At 72.6% G+C, this 14,881-nt stretch carries 18 protein-coding genes; 10 read left to right on the forward strand and 8 right to left on the reverse strand.

Annotation, left to right across the window (positions count from 1 at the left end; genetic code table 11):
* The first annotated feature begins 4 nt into the window (after positions 1-4).
* Both FLL47_RS09655 and FLL47_RS09660 read left to right on the forward strand, forming a co-directional pair.
* On the forward strand, positions 5-694 hold the full coding sequence (locus FLL47_RS09655) for a YoaK family protein (protein ID WP_144120108.1): 690 nt from the start codon (positions 5-7) through the stop codon (positions 692-694).
* Between the two features lie 134 nt (positions 695-828).
* Complete coding sequence (locus FLL47_RS09660; RefSeq protein WP_144120109.1) at positions 829-1,722, forward strand: arginase family protein; 894 nt, start codon at positions 829-831, stop codon at positions 1,720-1,722.
* 35 nt (positions 1,723-1,757) lie between these two features.
* Here the strand turns inward: FLL47_RS09660 and FLL47_RS09665 are convergent, their stop codons facing one another.
* Positions 1,758-3,236, reverse strand: a complete 1,479-nt coding sequence (locus FLL47_RS09665; protein WP_144120110.1) for an SDR family oxidoreductase — start codon at positions 3,234-3,236, stop codon at positions 1,758-1,760.
* Positions 3,237-3,459: 223 nt separating this feature from the next.
* Between FLL47_RS09665 and FLL47_RS09670 the strand changes: the two genes are divergently transcribed.
* A complete protein-coding gene (locus FLL47_RS09670) occupies positions 3,460-3,762 on the forward strand; it encodes a putative quinol monooxygenase (protein WP_144120111.1) in 303 nt (100 codons plus the stop codon).
* 13 nt (positions 3,763-3,775) lie between these two features.
* On the opposite strand, the gene FLL47_RS09675 is transcribed toward FLL47_RS09670, so the two are convergent.
* Both FLL47_RS09675 and FLL47_RS09680 read right to left on the reverse strand, forming a co-directional pair.
* Positions 3,776-4,417: a response regulator transcription factor gene (locus FLL47_RS09675; protein ID WP_144120112.1), complete on the reverse strand. Its 642-nt coding sequence runs from the start codon at positions 4,415-4,417 to the stop codon at positions 3,776-3,778.
* Positions 4,418-4,421: 4 nt separating this feature from the next.
* Complete coding sequence (locus tag FLL47_RS09680) at positions 4,422-5,681, reverse strand: sensor histidine kinase (RefSeq protein WP_144120113.1); 1,260 nt, start codon at positions 5,679-5,681, stop codon at positions 4,422-4,424.
* 125 nt (positions 5,682-5,806) lie between these two features.
* Here FLL47_RS09680 and FLL47_RS09685 point away from each other — a divergent pair, with 125 nt between their 5' ends.
* Positions 5,807-6,322, forward strand: a complete 516-nt coding sequence (locus tag FLL47_RS09685; RefSeq protein WP_144120114.1) for an SMI1/KNR4 family protein — start codon at positions 5,807-5,809, stop codon at positions 6,320-6,322.
* 52 nt (positions 6,323-6,374) lie between these two features.
* The gene (locus FLL47_RS09690) at positions 6,375-6,911 is read left to right on the forward strand and encodes an adenylyl-sulfate kinase (RefSeq protein ID WP_144120115.1); all 537 of its coding nucleotides are present in this window, start codon (positions 6,375-6,377) and stop codon (positions 6,909-6,911) included.
* A gap of 65 nt (positions 6,912-6,976) precedes the next feature.
* On the opposite strand, the gene FLL47_RS09695 is transcribed toward FLL47_RS09690, so the two are convergent.
* Entirely contained in the window at positions 6,977-7,621 is a 645-nt protein-coding gene (locus tag FLL47_RS09695) for a nitroreductase family protein (protein WP_144120116.1), read from the reverse strand.
* 113 nt (positions 7,622-7,734) lie between these two features.
* On the opposite strand from FLL47_RS09695, the gene FLL47_RS09700 reads away from it, so the two are divergent.
* On the forward strand, positions 7,735-8,211 hold the full coding sequence (locus FLL47_RS09700) for a nucleoside deaminase (RefSeq protein ID WP_144120117.1): 477 nt from the start codon (positions 7,735-7,737) through the stop codon (positions 8,209-8,211).
* Positions 8,212-8,256: 45 nt separating this feature from the next.
* Here FLL47_RS09700 and FLL47_RS09705 read toward each other — a convergent pair whose 3' ends face one another.
* Entirely contained in the window at positions 8,257-9,288 is a 1,032-nt protein-coding gene (locus tag FLL47_RS09705; protein WP_144120118.1) for a WD40 repeat domain-containing protein, read from the reverse strand.
* Positions 9,289-9,393: 105 nt separating this feature from the next.
* On the opposite strand from FLL47_RS09705, the gene FLL47_RS09710 reads away from it, so the two are divergent.
* A complete protein-coding gene (locus FLL47_RS09710) occupies positions 9,394-9,639 on the forward strand; it encodes a hypothetical protein (protein ID WP_144120119.1) in 246 nt (81 codons plus the stop codon).
* Positions 9,640-9,645: 6 nt separating this feature from the next.
* Here the strand turns inward: FLL47_RS09710 and FLL47_RS09715 are convergent, their stop codons facing one another.
* Entirely contained in the window at positions 9,646-11,070 is a 1,425-nt protein-coding gene (locus tag FLL47_RS09715) for a glutathionylspermidine synthase family protein (RefSeq protein ID WP_144120120.1), read from the reverse strand.
* A gap of 3 nt (positions 11,071-11,073) precedes the next feature.
* Positions 11,074-11,649, reverse strand: a complete 576-nt coding sequence (locus FLL47_RS09720; RefSeq protein ID WP_144120121.1) for a hypothetical protein — start codon at positions 11,647-11,649, stop codon at positions 11,074-11,076.
* A gap of 84 nt (positions 11,650-11,733) precedes the next feature.
* Between FLL47_RS09720 and FLL47_RS09725 the strand changes: the two genes are divergently transcribed.
* The 3 genes from FLL47_RS09725 (at position 11,734) to FLL47_RS09735 (ending at position 13,904) form a co-directional block, all read left to right on the forward strand.
* Entirely contained in the window at positions 11,734-12,168 is a 435-nt protein-coding gene (locus tag FLL47_RS09725) for an NUDIX hydrolase (protein WP_144120122.1), read from the forward strand.
* Positions 12,165-12,761 carry a histidine phosphatase family protein gene (locus FLL47_RS09730; RefSeq protein WP_144120123.1) on the forward strand — a complete coding sequence of 199 codons (597 nt, stop codon included), beginning with the start codon at positions 12,165-12,167 and terminating at the stop codon, positions 12,759-12,761. Before FLL47_RS09725 ends, FLL47_RS09730 begins: the two co-directional genes overlap by 4 nt.
* Positions 12,762-12,935: 174 nt before the next feature.
* On the forward strand, positions 12,936-13,904 hold the full coding sequence (locus FLL47_RS09735) for an ArsR/SmtB family transcription factor (RefSeq protein WP_144120124.1): 969 nt from the start codon (positions 12,936-12,938) through the stop codon (positions 13,902-13,904).
* 13 nt (positions 13,905-13,917) lie between these two features.
* On the opposite strand, the gene FLL47_RS09740 is transcribed toward FLL47_RS09735, so the two are convergent.
* Complete coding sequence (locus FLL47_RS09740) at positions 13,918-14,880, reverse strand: hypothetical protein (protein ID WP_246157719.1); 963 nt, start codon at positions 14,878-14,880, stop codon at positions 13,918-13,920.
* Position 14,881 lies beyond the last annotated feature (1 nt).

Consider the following 14,881-nt stretch of genomic DNA (forward strand, 5'->3'; position numbering starts at 1 on the left):
GGCGATGGCGGAGTCGGGCGGCGTCCCGTACCGGACGTCCCGCTCGCTGCGCCTGATCGTGCTGCTCACGATGGCCGCCGGGTTCCTCGACGCGTACACGTTCCTCGGCCGCGGCGGGGTGTTCGCGACCGCGCAGACCGGCAATGTGGTGCTGCTGGGCGTCCAGGCCGCGCAGGCGCAGTGGGCCGAGGCGCTGCGGCACGTGCCGCCGATCATCGCGTTCGTGGTCGGGGTCTGGGTGGCCGAAACCATCCGGCAGCCGCGGGTCGCCGTGGCACTGCGCAAACCGGCGCGGGCCGCGCTCGTGCTGGAGATCCTGGTGCTGGTGGTGGTCGGCGTGCTGCCCTCCGGTGTATCCGACGACCTGGTCGCCGTCATGATCGCCTTCGTGGCCTCGGTGCAGATCACGTCGTTCGGGCTGATCGGCAGGTGGTCGTTCAACACCACGGTCACCACGACCAACCTGCGCAACGCCGCCCAGGCCCTGTACGGCGCGGCGGTGCGCCGTGACCGCGACGCGGCCGCGCAGGCCCGCAGCCTGTGGCCGGCGATCGTTTCGTTCGCTGTGGGCGCTCTGCTCGGCGGCCTGGTCACGGCACGCGTCGGCGATCGGGCGGTATGGGTGGCGACGGGGCTCCTGCTCGCCGGACTGGCGCTGTTCCTGGCCGACGACCGCCGACGCGGCATCGCCTGAGGCGAAGGACACGGGTGGCCGTGGCCCGGCACCTGTCGGTCGACCCGAACCGCGTTCACCGCGGCTCCGGGTTCGGCCGGTGACCGGCGGCGTGCCTGCTTGCCGCAGCCTCGGGTGGCAACGAGACTCGCATCATGATCACTGTAGTGGGCGTGCCGATCGACTGCGTCGGCGTGCCCGAGGCGGGCGACCCGCCGTTCGGGACCGAGCTGTCGCCCGGCGCCCTGCGCGCCGCCGGCCTCGTCGCGGCCGTGAGCGGCCGGGACGGCGGGGACCTGCCGGTACGCCTGGTCGGCAGGGTCCGCGACGCGCACACCGGCGTGATCGCCTGGCCGTCGGTACGCACCATGACCGACGTCGTACGCCGCCACGTGCGCCAACTGCTCACCGCCGGTCACCTGCCGTTGGTGGTCGGCGGCTGCTGCACCCTGCTGCCCGCCGTGCTCGCCGGAGCGCGGGACGCGCAGGGCGGCGTCGGGCTGGCGTACCTCGACGGCCACCTTGACCTCTACGACGGACGCACCTCCCCCACCGGCGAACCGGCCGACATGCCGATCTCCGTGGTCACCGGGCACGGGCCGGTGGACTGGGTGGAACTGGTCGGCGGTCGCCTGGTCACGCCGGACCGGCTGCGGCTGCTCGGGCCGCGCGACCGTGCCGAGGCGATCGAGTACGGCTCGGTGCTGCCCGAACAGCTCGGCTACCGGCCCGAGTCCACCCCCGACGACCTGCAGCACCAGGGCATGGCCGAGGCGGGTGGGTCCGCCCGCGACGCACTGGCCCGAGGCGGCTCCTACTGGGTCCACCTGGACGTCGACGTCCTCGACCAGCAGGCCTTCCCCGCCACCGACTACCTGATGCCGGGCGGCCTGCGGCTGGCCGAACTGCGGGAGTTGATGCGCCCGCTGACCGCCTCCGAGGCCCTGGCCGGAGTCTCGGTCGGCTGCTACAACGCCACGAAGGACCCCGACGGCTCCTGCGCGACCGCGCTGGTCGACCTGTTCGGCGACCTCCTGCGGCCGCGCTGACGCCATCGAGGCCCCGGCGGCCCGGGGCGGCGGGCTCAGGCTCGCTCGGCGGCGCGGGCGATGTTGCGGGCCATGTCGCCGAAGATCATCGAGTGCAGCGGGGCGATGGCCCGCCAGTAGAGGTGCCCGGCCAGGCCGCGGGGCACGAAGACGCTGCGCTGGGAGTACCGGCTGCCCCGCGGGTCGTCGTCGACCCGCATCTCCAGCCAGGCGCGGCCCGGCAGCTGCATCTCGGCCCGCAGCCGCAGCAGCCGTCCCGGCTCGACCTCCTCGACCCGCCAGAAGTCGACCGTCTCCCCGGCGCGCAGCACGGCGGGATCGCGGCGTCCGCGGCGCAGGCCGATACCGCCGAAGGCCTTGTCGAGCAGGCCGCGCGCGGTCCAGGCCAGGTCGGATGAGTACCAGCCGTTGTCCCCGCCGACACCGGAGACGACCTCCCACAGCGCTGACGGCGGTGCCTTGACCCGCTCGGTGTGCTCGTCGACGTAGAGGGTGCCGCCGGACCAGTCCGGGTCAGTGGGCAGCGGCTCGGCCGGGGCCCGCGTCCATGACGCGGTCGACCAGTGGGTCTGCACCTCCGCGTCGCGGATCCGCAGCAGCGCCAGCCGGACCGCCTCGTCGAACGGCTTCAGGCCGCCCGTCGGGTCGGTGACATACCGGGTGATGTCGTGCTCATGGCAGACCGCCTCGTGGATCAGGCTCTCCACCAGCGGGGTCGCGATCGCGCCCGGGACCGGGGTCACCAGACCCACCCACAGCGAGGACAGCCACGGCGACAGCGGGGGAACCGGGACGACGACCCGGCGGTTGAGCCCGGCCACCCGGGCGTAGCGGCTCATCATCTCCCGGTACGTGAGCACGTCCGGGCCGCCGATGTCGAAGGAGCGGTTCACGTCGCCGGGCACGCTCGCCCAGCCGACCAGGTAGTGCAGCACGTCGCGGACCGCGATGGGCTGGATGCGGTTGCCGACCCAGCGCGGCGTCACCATGACCGGCAGCCGCTCGGTCAGGTGCCGCAGCATCTCGAAGGACGCCGATCCGGAGCCGATGATCACCGCGGCCCGCAGGGTGACCGTCGGCACGCCCGACGTGGTGAGAATTCGAGCGACCTCGTCGCGGGAGCGCAGGTGCGCCGATGCCCCGGCGATCTTCTCCGGGGCGGGGCCGCCGAGGTAGACGATCCGCCGCACGCCCTCCTGCTTGGCCGCGTCGGCGAAGGTCCGGGCGGCACGCCGGTCGATGTCCTCGAACCCGGGCGAGCCGAGCGAGTGGACCAGGTAGTACGCCACCTCGATGCCGCGCAGGGCCCGCCGGGTCGAGGCGTGATCGAGGACGTCCGCCTCGACGATCTCGGCCTGGGCGGCCCAGGGCACGTCGCGCAGCCGGGCCGCCGACCGGGTCAGGCAGCGGACCCGGTGTCCCGCCTCGATGAGCCGCGGGGCGAGCCGTCCGCCGATGTACCCGGTCGCCCCGGTGACCAGCACCCGCCGGCCGTCACCGGCCCGCCCGACCATGAGCCCAGCCTAGGCCCGGCGGGGCGGTGCGCAGGCCCGATTCAGCCGTGCCGCACGATGCTCCCGACGAGGTCGACCTCGATGCCCGCGGCGTAGACGCACTAATCGGCTATATCGGACCGCTGATCTCGATACTCTCGCGGAGGACGACGCGAGCCCAGATCGCGGCGATCGGCCACCGGCGTTCGTCCGCTTGACGGCGTCCCCCGCGACAGGAGCGCACATGGTCACCGTAGGCCTCTTGGCGACACTGCACGCCGCCCCCGGCATGGCCGACGAGGTGGCCACGTTCCTCACCGGTGGTCTGCCGCTGGTCCAGGCGGAGCAGGGCACCGTGGCATGGTTCTGCTTCCGCATCGACGAGTCGACGTTCGGCCTGTTCGACGCGTTCGGCGACGAGGCCGCGATGCAGGCCCACCTCGACGGTGACCTCGCCGGCGCGCTGATGGGCCACGCGGGCCAACTGCTCAGCAAGCCGCCGGAGATCCGCCGGGTCGAGCTGCTGGCCGCCAAGCTGCCCGACTGAGTTCCGCCGAAGTTCAGGAGCGCAGGTATGCGAGCACCGCAAGCACGCGGCGGTGCTGGTCGGCGTCGGGGGCCAGGTCGAGCTTGGCGAAGATGTTGCCGATGTGCTTCTCCACGGCCCCGTCGCCGATGACCAGCGCGCGGCCGATGGCGGTGTTCGAACAGCCCTGCGCCATCAGTTCCAGCACCTCGCGCTCGCGCGGGGTCAGGGTCTGCACCGGATCCCTCCTGCCACGCATCATCAGCTGGGCGATGACCTGCGGGTCGAGCACCGTCGCACCGGATCCGACCCGGTCCAGCGCGTCCAGAAAGCCGTCGACGTCGACCACCGCGTCCTTGAGCAGGTAACCGACGCCGCCGCGGCCGTCGGCGAGCAGCTCGTCGGCGTACGCCAGCTCCACGTACTGCGACAGCACCAGCACCCGGGTGCCCGGGACCGACCGGCGGGCCTGCACCGCGGCGCGCAGGCCCTCGTCGGTGTGGCTGGGCGGCATGCGCACGTCGACGACCGCGACATCAGGGGTCTGCGCGGCGATGGCGGCGACCAGGGCCGGCCCGTCGCCCACCGCGGCGACGACCTCGTGACCGGCCTCGATCAGCAGCCGGACGATGCCCTCGCGCAGCAGCACGCTGTCCTCGGCGACGACGACGCGCATCGGCTCACGCCACCGGCACGGTCGACGGCGCCTGCGCGACCAGGATCGTGGGCCCGCCCGCCGGGGAGTCCACGGCGAAGTCCCCGTCGACCGCGCGCAGCCGGTCGGCCAGCCCGGCCAGGCCGTGGCCCTTGGCCAGGTGCGCGCCGCCCGCGCCGTCGTCGCTCACCATCAGGTACACGCGACCATCCTGCTCGGTCACCTCGATCCGGGCGGAGGCGGCCCCGCTGTGCTTGGCGATGTTGGACAGCGCCTCGGCCGCGGCGAAGTACAGGGCGTTCTCGGCCGCCGCGGGCAGCCTGCCCTCGACGGCCAGGTCCAGCGTCACCGGCACCGTCGAGCGTTCGGCCAGCGAGGTCAGCGCGGCGGCCAGGCCCCGGTCGGCCAGGATCGGCGGCGCGATGCCCCGCGACAGCGCCCGCAGCTCGTCCAGGGTCTCCTTGGCCTGCCCGAGCGCGCCGTCGATGGTGTCCCCGGCGGCGTCCGGGTCGTCGGCGAGCTGGCGGCGGGCCCGGGACAGCTCCATGGCCAGCCGGATCAGCCGCTGCTGCGGGCCGTCGTGGATGTCGCGCTCCAGCTTGCGCAGGGCCACCGCCTCCGCCGACACCGCCGCGGCACGGCCCTCGGTCAGGTCGGAGATGCGCCCCTGCAACTGGGCCAGCCGGGTCAGCAGCATCGAGGCGAAGCCGGCGTGCAGCGCCGCCACGCCGCGCTGCACGCCGTACACGGTGAGCAGGGCGAACACGCCGACGAGGGTGTTGAACACGGTCCGGGTGGACTCGTTGTCCGCGCCGAGCAGCTTCTCGATCACGATGTTCTGGCCGTCGGTCTCCGGGACGAACCGGCCCCAGATCCAGTACGTCAGCCCGCCGAGCACCATCGCCCACCAGGTCACGGTGAACACGAACGCGATGATCGCCACCGGCAGGTTGAGGATGCCGTGGAGCAGGTCGAGCCAGCTCTGGCCCTGGCGCAGCGGGTTGGTCATCCGGCGGATCCAGCCGGCGCCCTCGGGTGCGGCCTGGTAGCGCGGGCGGGGCACCGGGCGGCCGTACAGCTTCTGCAGGCGCAGCCGCTCGATGTCGGCGAAACCGCGGGCGACCAGGAGCGCGGCGGCGAGCACGGCCACCCCGATGAAGAAGGTCACCAGGGTGCCGACGCCCGCGGCGAACAGCGCCACGCACAGCGCGAAGGAGGCCACCGCGAGCGGCAGACCCAGCAGGTTGTACGCGGCGTCGAGCCCGAGGCGGCGAAGGATCGTCATGCCGCAGACGTTATGCGTCCGGCCGGCCCGTTCCCATCCCGCTGCCCGCCGACGTGATGGTGGGGACAGCCCTACCGTCACGCCCGGACCGGTCCGATGTCAGCGGCGGGACGTAGGCTGCCGCCGTGGCACGGTTCGATGAGGTCAAGGCGACGTTCTGGGACACCGCGGACAGCCCGATGACGCTTCCGCCCCTGACCGACGAACTGCTCCGCGAGGCGGAACGGGAACTCGGGGTGACGCTGCCGTCGTCGCTGGTGGCCCTGCTGCGGTTGCGCAACGGCGGGGTCGTGGCGGACGCCTGGAACGCGTTCCCGACCGACGAGCCGACCTCTTGGGCGCCGGACCATGTGCCGTTCGAGCACCTGGCCGGCATCGGTCGCGACGACGACACGATCACTCTGTTCGACAACGCCTACCTGGTGCAGGAGTGGGAGCTGCCGTCGCCGGTCGTGCTGCTCTTCGGCCACGGGCACTACTGGGTGGCGCTGGACTATCGCGCCCGCGGCGTACCCGCCGAACCGTCGGTGACCTGGCTCGACCCCGCGTTCGGCACCGAACTGCACCTCGCCGACGACTTCCGTGCTTTCATCTGCGGGCTCACCCGCAGCGACGACTTCGACGACGAGGACGACGGCTGAGCACCGCCGAAACCCGCACGACGCGCGGCCGGCGTACGGCCATCATGGTCCGATGGATGCGGATCAGGTCGAGGTGCTGTTCATCGGCGGTCGCTCGGGCGTCGGCAAGTCGACCGTCGCCGCCGAGGTGTGCGCCCAGCTGGAGGCGGCCGGGATCGCGCACGTCCAGCTGGAGGGCGACTTCCTCGGCCAGGTCTTCCCGCCGCCCGCCGGGGACCCGGACCGGTCCCGGATCGTGCTCGACAACCTGGCCGCGATCTGGCGCAACTTCGCCGCGCTCGGCTACCGACGGCTGGTCTACACCAACACCGTGAGCGTGCTGTACGCCGACGAGCTGGCGCAAACGCTGGACGCACCGGTGCGGATCGTCCGGGTGCTGCTCACCGCGTCGGACGAGGTCGCCAACGCGCGGCTGGCCGTCCGCGAGCTGGGCGGCGGCCTCGACGTGCACATCGCCCGGAGCGCGCGGGCCGCCGCACGGCTGGACCGCGACGCCCCGGCCGACGTCATTCGGATCGGCACCGACGGCCGGTCGGTGGTCGACATCGCCGCCGACGTGGTCACCGCGACCGGCTGGTCGGCACCCTGACCCGCCCGAGCGGAGAGGTCCGGCCCGACGAGGGCTGCGCGGGACCGCACACCGGCCTGCGGCGGCTACGAGGCGTGCACGCCCCACTGTCCGCGGTGGATGACCTCGCCGGTGCCGCGGCGGCGCTGAGCGACGTGGGAGCCCTGGGCCGGGGCGTCCTCGGCGCGGTAGCCGATGCAGATGCCGCCGATCGGCACGTACTCGGCCGGGATGCCGAACTCGGCGCGCAGCGCGTCGGTGTGTGCCGGGACCTCCTTCACCGCGTCGAAGTCGGGGCCCTGCTGCGGCATGATGCCGAAGAAACAGGCGCTCAGGCCCTCGTCCACTGCGGACAGCAGCATCATCAGCGAGGCCATCCCGGTGTCGATGTGCCAGTAGGGCACCGGCCAGCGGGCTTCGGCCTGGTCCTCCCAGCCCTTGTCCGGCTGGGCGTACCGGGCCAGGTAGGCGGCCTTGTGGGCCAGCGGGATGACGACCAGCGGGGCGAGCTGCATCGTGGGTGTCTGCGCCTTGCGGGTCGGCACGAACGGCCAGAAGCGCGCCCGGTCGGCCGGGTCGGTCAGCGCCAGGAATGCCCAGCCCTGCGAGAACCCGGCGGAGGGCGCGCGCAGCGCGCTGGCCAGGATGCGCTCGACGACCTCGGGGCTCAGCGGCCGGTCGGCATAGTGGCGCACCATCCGGCGGCGGCGGATCACCTCTTTGAACTCCATGCGGCGAATTTTGCCACGTGACCTGCGGCGGCGTCCGCCCCCATGATCGTCGCACCGGGCCAGGCCCGGTCGGTACGCTACTGCGTGAGGGCACCCATCGAACGGGAGTGGTCGTGGTCGACGAGACGGATCTGGCGCACCTGCGGCGCTGTGTCGAACTGGCGGAGCTGGCACTGTCGGTCGGCGACGAGCCGTTCGGGTCGGTGCTGGTCGACGCGGACGGCCAGGTGCTGTTCGAGGACCACAACCACGTCGCGTCCGGGGACGAGACCCGGCATCCGGAGTTCGAGATCGCCCGGTGGGCAGCCGAGCACCTCACTCCGCGGCAGCGCGCCACCGCGACCGTCTACACCTCCGGCGAGCACTGTCCGATGTGCGCGGCCGCCCACGCCTGGGTCGGCCTCGGCCGCATCGTGTACGCCGCCTCGTCCGCGCAGCTCACCGCCTGGCGCAACGAGATGGGCCTGCCGTCCGGCCCGGTCCGACCGCTGCCGATCCAGGAGGTCGCGCCGGGCGTGCCGGTCGACGGCCCGGCCCCGGAACTCGCCGACGTGATCCGTGGACTGCACCGCAGGCTGCACGCCGTTTGAGCGTCAGGACGGGCGCCTTTGGTCGGGGCCGTCACACCGGATACGTCAGTGCCCGACCGGCCAGGGCCGGAAGGTACGGGCGTCGAAGCGGCGGATGGCGGCCGGGTCGCCGCAGACGAACAGCGCCCGCCGACCGGCCACCTCGAGTTCGCAGAGGTCCACCACGTAGAAGTCGGCTCCGCAGTCGATCGGCTCGCCGACCGGTTCACCCGTCGCGGCACGGTACCGGTGCAGTTTGTCGTCACAACCCACCACGAGCAGGCGGTCCGCGCCCTCGCCGGTGAGCAGCGCGGCCAGCGGCACCTCCCCGAAGTACCTCGTCTCGCCGATCTCGTCGCCGGTCAGCGCGTCCCACCGGCGCACCGTCTGGTCGATGCTGCCGGTGACCAGCTGGGGACGTCCCTCGACGAGGTACGCGACGATCCAGCGGATCGGCCCCTGGTGCGCCGCGATCTGCCGGCCGACCTTGCGGCCCGTGGCGGCATCCCACCGGTGCAACCGGCCGCTCGCGTCCCCGCTGGCGATGTGCCGTACGCCGTCGACGGCATAGACGGCCAGCGCGTCCACGGACACATCGTGGCGCAGCGGCTCGGCGATCTCCCGTCCGGTGGCGGCGTCGTACCGGCGTACCAGCGCGTCGTGACCGCCGAGCAGCAGCACCGTACGCCCCGCGTCGGCGTAGGAGGTGATGGCCTTGATCCAGCCCCAGTCCGATTCCGGCAGTCTCCGGGCGCGCGTCGCCTGCCTCCGGGTCGCCAGGTTCCACTGCCGGACCAGCCACTCGTCGTGCGTGGTGACCAGTCGCGGGCCGCCCGCCGCCTGGTAGACGTGCGAGGTCAGGAAGGTGGAGTACCAGGACGTCTTGCACACCCCGAGCCAGCGGCGCGGCACCACGGTGAAGCCGGCCGCCGGCGTGCCGTCGAGCGCGTCGATCAGGTGCACCTCATGCCCGGGATCGTTGGTGACCCGTACCAGCACGGGCCGGCCGGCCACCTTCGCACCGAACAGCCGCACCCCATGGACGTTGCTGCGATCTTGGGGCACCGCGAACGGTTCCCCCAGCTCATACCCCGTCACGTCCGCCTGCTCTCTGCTCGCTGCCACGCTCCGGAACGGGCCGCCCGGCCGGGTTCCGGAGCGTGAAGCTACCAGCCGACCGGAACGGCCGTATCGTGCCCGTCCATGGCTCTGTTCCTGCCCGGTCGCACCAGGTGCGCGGCGTGCCGCGAGGTCATCGGCCACGACGACGAGGTCGTGATGTTCCCGCCGGGCCTGTTCGCGGACCGGTCCGTGCTGGCACGGTTCAACGACGCCAGCGCGCACCGCGCCTGCCTGACCGGTGACGAGCTGTGGCTCGAGGCGCTGGAGGCCCGGGATTTCTTCCTCAGGGACCCGGTGGCGTTCATACGCAGCCTCGAAGACCGCTGACGGCCGTCAGCTCATGTGGGAGCCGATGGTGTGCGGGGTGAAGCACGCGCCGTTGCGGGTGATGAGCCCGTCGGTGCCGACACCTTCACGGATGCCCATGCCCGCCGGTTCGCCGTCGATCATCCAAACCCCCAGGACCGGGTGGTACGGCCCGCCGGGTCCGTCGAAGGTCGGCAACTCCGCCAGGCCTTGGACGATCATGCCGGCATCGCCGTAGTCGCCCCCGGTGCTGGCCAGCACGGTGCCGTCACGGACCAGTTCCACGTTCGCGCCTTCACGGGACCAGATCGGTTTGCGGGCGTAGCTGGTCATGTCCGCGGGCCGCTCGTCGGCGAAGTAGGCGGGCAGCAGCAGTTCGCGGTGCACCGGGTCGTCGCGGTACAGCTCCCACAGCACCGGCAGCAGCGCCTTGTTCGACCACAGCGCGGCCGTCCACGGGGGCTCGATCCAGACGGTGCCGCGTTTGGTGGGATCGGCCATGTTCGCGAAGATGGGCCGGCCGCCCTCCTCGTGCCACAGCCACTCCCACGGATACAGCAGGAAGATGACGTCGATCGGGGTGGCGGGTGCGCCCTTGCTGGGCTCGTACACGATGCGCCCGTCGGCCATGTCGACGCCGATCTGCGCCACCTCGATCAGCTCGACCGGGTAGCCGGCCTGCCGGGCGGTCTCGGCGAGGTAGCCCGCGTTCATCAGGTCCTCGCCGGAGGCCTCGGTGCCGTCGTAGGCGAAGTACACCGTGGGACGCTGCGGAAGCCAGGGGCGGGCGGCGACGAGTTCGGCCAGGTTGCGCCGCCAGGCCTCGATGAGGCGCTCGTGCACGCTGGTCCACTGCCGGTCGTAGTGGTGGGTGTGGCCGGTCTCCTCCAGCCACCGCCACTGCACCACCGCCGCCTCCAGCAGCGACGTCGGCGTCTGCGCGTTGTACTCCAGCAGCTTCGGGGTGGTGCCGCGGCCGCCGTACCAGATGTCGAAGCGCCCGTAGACGTGCGGCGAGAAGTCGGGACTCTGCCGGGTGTGCGCGTGCGTGCCGAACAGGTCCTTGTCGCCGTGCGTCCAGGTCTGCGGGCTGTTGTCGTACCAGGTGCGGATGACCTGCTCGTGCACGTACTCGGGCACACCGGCGCGGCTGAGCAGGCACGTCGCCGGGGTGCACACCGAGGTCAGGTAGGCCTCGCGGCGCACCGCGGCATCGGTGCGCGGGCAGCCCTCGACGATGCGGTCACCGGCGGCCACGCACATGTGGTGCAGGGTCGCGGCGGCCTGCTCCAGGGTCAGGATCTCGTCGAGGTCGAAGTCGTAGAACGGCCCCTCGCGCCAGTACGACGCGACGGTGCCGTCCTCGGACACGGTGTCGTTGAACACCAGGCCGAGTGAGCGGTTGGTCTCCGCCCACCCGGGCCTGGGTGTGCCATGGTCGATGCGGCGCACCGCTCAGCTGCCCGCGGTGGTGCCGGAGCCGGTGCCGCCGACGATGCCGGAGCGCACGGTGCTGCCGTTGGTGATCCGCGACGGCAGGCCCCAGTCGGACCGGGCTGAGCTGTCGCCCGCGTTGAACATGTCACCGCCGGTCGGCACGCGCTGGCCGATGCGAAGGGTGCGCGGGTATGCCGTGGAGTAGGCGAGGTAGTAGGGCCAGTCGGTGGCGTACGCGCGGGTGCCGTCGCACTCGATCGGGTCGACGATGACCTCGTTCTCGTCGACGCAGTAGAAGACGTAGGTGTCGTCGTCCACGGGCTGCACGACGACCGGCTGCGGCGCGGCGGTCGTGCGGATCGGCGACGGCTTGGCGGCCGGGGTCGGGCTCAGCGAGGTCACCGGCGTGGGCGACGGCACGACCACCGGCTGGGGCTGGTACGAGGGCTGCTGGTAGTCGACCGCGCTGGGCTGGTAAACCGGGTCGTCCGGGGCGTCCGAGCCGAGCCCGCAGGCGGCCGAGCTGCCCGCCAGTCCCAGGAACGCTGCGCCCAGCATCACGCTGCGTGATCTGAGCCGTACGCCGTCTGCCATGTCTGCTCTCCCCGTGTCCCGGATGTGGGCCATCACTGTGACAGGGGCCCGCAAGCCGATCAAGGTTGGCTTAGGGTGGTCCGAATGGACGACAAGCCTGTGCAGCTGGCCGTGGTGATGCTGGTGAACCGTGAAGGCGAGCTGCTGCTGCAGCTGCGCGACGAGCACGCCCCGCACTTCCCGAACATGTGGGCCCTGCCCGGCGGGCACATCGAGCCTGGCGAGACCCCGGAGCAGGCCGCGCCGCGCGAGCTGATGGAGGAGGCGTCGCTGCGCCCGGACCAGCCGCTGCGGTTGTTCCTGGTCCAGCCGGTGCCCGAACACCACCGGGTGAAGCACTACTTCTACGGGGTGACCTCGGCGGTGCAGGACGACGTGGTGCTCGGCGAGGGCGCGGCGATGGTGTTCACGCCCGTCGACCAGGTGTTCGCGGGACGCGAGTTCACCCCTGGCACGGCCCGGGCGATCACCGACTTCCTGGCCTCCCCCGAGTACGCCGAGCTGCGGGCGCAGGCGTGAGCGCGAACCGGTTCCTGTACCTGGTCCGCCATGGCGAGGCGAGCGCGGACGGGCGGCTGACCGACGCCGGGCGGGAGCAGGCCCGGTTGACCGGCGAGCGGCTGGCGTCGGCGCCCTTCACGTCGGTGCAGCACAGCCCGGTGGAACGGGCGGCGCACACTGCCGCTCTGATCACCGCGCACCTGCCTGGCGTGCCCGTCGAGCAGTCACCGCTGGCCGGCGACTACGTGCCGTACGTGCCGCCCGCGGCAGAGCTGCCCGCCTTCGCGAAGGGTTTCCTCGACGGATACTCCCCCGCCGAGATCGCCGCGGGCGCGGCCCTGATCGAGGCCGCGCAGGCCCGCTACACGGCTCCCGCCGAGCGCGATACGCACGAACTGGTGGTGACGCACAACTTCCTGATCGGATGGCTGGTGCGGCACGCGCTGGATGCTCCGCCCGCCCGCTGGATCGGCATCAACCAGGCCAACTGTGCGATCACCGTGCTGCTCTACCGCGCGGACCGGCCGCCGTCGCTGGTGTCGTTCAACGACATGGCGCACCTGCCCGACCGCCTGCGCTGGACCGGTTTCCCGCCGAGACTGCACGTCTGATCCTGGACGCGGGGCTGGCGTTCGATCCATGGCAACCACTAACCTGCCCCCGGAGCGTGCAAGCTGCAGGCGGAGAGGGGCGGCGTCATGGACCGGGCCCTGCGCGGACCGAGCCGGCGCTGAGAGGTCTGGCGGATCGTCGTGTTCTGCATCCATTTCACGCCGCGTGACCTCATGCAAACGCGGATCGTCACCGCCCCGGATCCGCTGTGGGAGATCACTCTCAGCTCCCACCTGCTCGCCCGGCGAAACGAGGATCCGCTGCTGCTGGGCTGGCATCGCGCCGCGTCGCAGTCGCTGCGGGCCGGGACTGCGCTGCGCGGGCGCGCCGATCTGTTCCTCGGCGTCAACTGGTCGCACGGCGACTTCCCCGACTTCCTCACCCCGGGCCCGCGCGAGGGCGGCGTCGACGACGGGCTCGACGCGATCGGCGGCACCTGCCCGCGCCAACTGCGCCGCGATGTGGCGATGGTCGCCGCCGACCGCGGGACGCTGCCCGCGGCGGCCCAGGCCCTCGGCGCGGGGCAGGCGACCGCGCTGCGCGAGCTGACCACCGGCATGCGCGACTACTTCGAGGCCGTGGTCCAGCCGCAGTGGAACTGGGTGACCGCCTCCTTCGCCGCCGACCACGCCTCGCGTTGCCGCGCGGTCGCCGCCGGTGGTCTCGCGGCGCTGCTCAACTCGTTGCATCCGTCGATGAGCTTCGAGGACGGCGTGCTGCGCATCGCCGACTATCCCCGCGACCGGCACCTGCACCTCGGCGGCCGGGGCCTGGTGCTGGTGCCGTCGTTCTTCAAACGCAACACCCGGCCGATCACGATGATCGACGACGCCCTGCCGCCGGTGCTGGTGTACCAGGTCGACCGCGGGGCGGGGTTGCTCGCCGTCCGCCACCAGGAAGCGCTGTCCGCGCTGGTCGGCCGGACCCGGGCGGCGATCCTGGAGCTGTGCGCGGAAGGCGGCTCGACCAGCTCCATCGCCGCGCGGCTGAACCAGTCGCCGAGCACCGCGAGCGAACACCTGGCCGTGCTGCGCCAGGCCGGGCTGGTGTACAGCGAGCGGCGGCGCAACAGCGTCGAGCACCGGCTCGCCCCGCTCGGCATGGCGCTGCTGGAGGGCAGGCCCGGCCAGCCCGAGCAGTGACCGGCGGGCGGGCTCAGGTCGGGCGCGGGGTGGCGAACAGCAGCGCGAGCAGCACCGGGAACTCCAGATACGCGTGGTAGCTCGCGAGGGCCTGGTACATGGTGCGGCCCTGACCGTAGTCGACTCCGAACAGTACGCCGAGCACGAGCGCCGCGGCGATGCCGAGCGCCCACGGGCGCCACCCGGCCAGCCAGGGGACGCGCTGCTCGAACGCCGCCACGGCGTCGGGTGCGTGGCGCGGCAGGAAACCCAGCCACACCACATAGTGCATGGCCTGCAGGAACGCGAAAACGGCGAGAAAGCGCAGCCCGGCGGTGGGGCCGGGTGGGCTGACCGGTGCGGCGATGGCCTGCGGCGTGCCGGCGAACTCCACGACCGCCGCCGAACCGTCGGCCAGCAGCGGGTCGAACACCCCGGCCAGCAACAGCGCGGGCACCACCAGCACCCAGCCGAGTTGTGCGGCGCGGAACAGCGTGCGGTCGCGTCCGCCGAGCCTGCGCGACCACTCCCACAGGAAGAACAGCGGCACCACGTTGTGCAGGTGGGCCAGGACCACGAAGTGGTACGCGGGCCAGGTCAGCGACACCGCCGCCGCCCCGGCCAGGCCGACGCCCGCCGGCAGCAGCCACCGGCGCGGCACGGCGTGCCACACCCCGGCGGCCAGCACGCCGTAACAGAGCACGATCTCGGGCCCGCGCAGCGCCAGCAGGCGGCAGAACACGATCGCGGTGACCAGCGCCAGCGCGGTCCACAGCAGCCGTCCGGTGAGAATGTGCGCGAACCTGCCCGCGACGTAGCGCAGCTCCAGCACGTTGTGCAGCACCCCGAACGCGATGAGCCCGAGCACCGTCGTCGCCAGCGGGGCCCGCAGCGCCGCGGCCAGCGCCACGGCGGCACAGGCGGCGAATCCGAGGGCGAGGCCGGTCGCGCGCGGCGGCGCGGGGGTGCGGGCGGCGGGCAGGGTGGCTACCGTCATC

The sequence above is a fragment of the Catellatospora sichuanensis genome (assembly GCF_007483665.1).
Lineage (GTDB): Bacteria > Actinomycetota > Actinomycetes > Mycobacteriales > Micromonosporaceae > Catellatospora > Catellatospora sichuanensis.

What these genes read in the sequence shown, in the direction of transcription:
- FLL47_RS09655 (WP_144120108.1), top strand. Translation starts at nt 5, where the DNA reads ATGGCGGAGTCGGGCGGCGTCCCGTACCGGACGTCCCGCTCGCTGCGC.
- FLL47_RS09660 (WP_144120109.1), top strand. Translation starts at nt 829, where the DNA reads ATGATCACTGTAGTGGGCGTGCCGATCGACTGCGTCGGCGTGCCCGAG.
- FLL47_RS09665 (WP_144120110.1), bottom strand. Translation starts at nt 3,236, where the DNA reads ATGGTCGGGCGGGCCGGTGACGGCCGGCGGGTGCTGGTCACCGGGGCG.
- FLL47_RS09670 (WP_144120111.1), top strand. Translation starts at nt 3,460, where the DNA reads ATGGTCACCGTAGGCCTCTTGGCGACACTGCACGCCGCCCCCGGCATG.
- FLL47_RS09675 (WP_144120112.1), bottom strand. Translation starts at nt 4,417, where the DNA reads ATGCGCGTCGTCGTCGCCGAGGACAGCGTGCTGCTGCGCGAGGGCATC.
- FLL47_RS09680 (WP_144120113.1), bottom strand. Translation starts at nt 5,681, where the DNA reads ATGACGATCCTTCGCCGCCTCGGGCTCGACGCCGCGTACAACCTGCTG.
- FLL47_RS09690 (WP_144120115.1), top strand. Translation starts at nt 6,375, where the DNA reads ATGGATGCGGATCAGGTCGAGGTGCTGTTCATCGGCGGTCGCTCGGGC.
- FLL47_RS09695 (WP_144120116.1), bottom strand. Translation starts at nt 7,621, where the DNA reads ATGGAGTTCAAAGAGGTGATCCGCCGCCGCCGGATGGTGCGCCACTAT.
- FLL47_RS09710 (WP_144120119.1), top strand. Translation starts at nt 9,394, where the DNA reads ATGGCTCTGTTCCTGCCCGGTCGCACCAGGTGCGCGGCGTGCCGCGAG.
- FLL47_RS09720 (WP_144120121.1), bottom strand. Translation starts at nt 11,649, where the DNA reads ATGGCAGACGGCGTACGGCTCAGATCACGCAGCGTGATGCTGGGCGCA.
- FLL47_RS09725 (WP_144120122.1), top strand. Translation starts at nt 11,734, where the DNA reads ATGGACGACAAGCCTGTGCAGCTGGCCGTGGTGATGCTGGTGAACCGT.
- FLL47_RS09735 (WP_144120124.1), top strand. Translation starts at nt 12,936, where the DNA reads ATGCAAACGCGGATCGTCACCGCCCCGGATCCGCTGTGGGAGATCACT.
- FLL47_RS09740 (WP_246157719.1), bottom strand. Translation starts at nt 14,880, where the DNA reads ATGACGGTAGCCACCCTGCCCGCCGCCCGCACCCCCGCGCCGCCGCGC.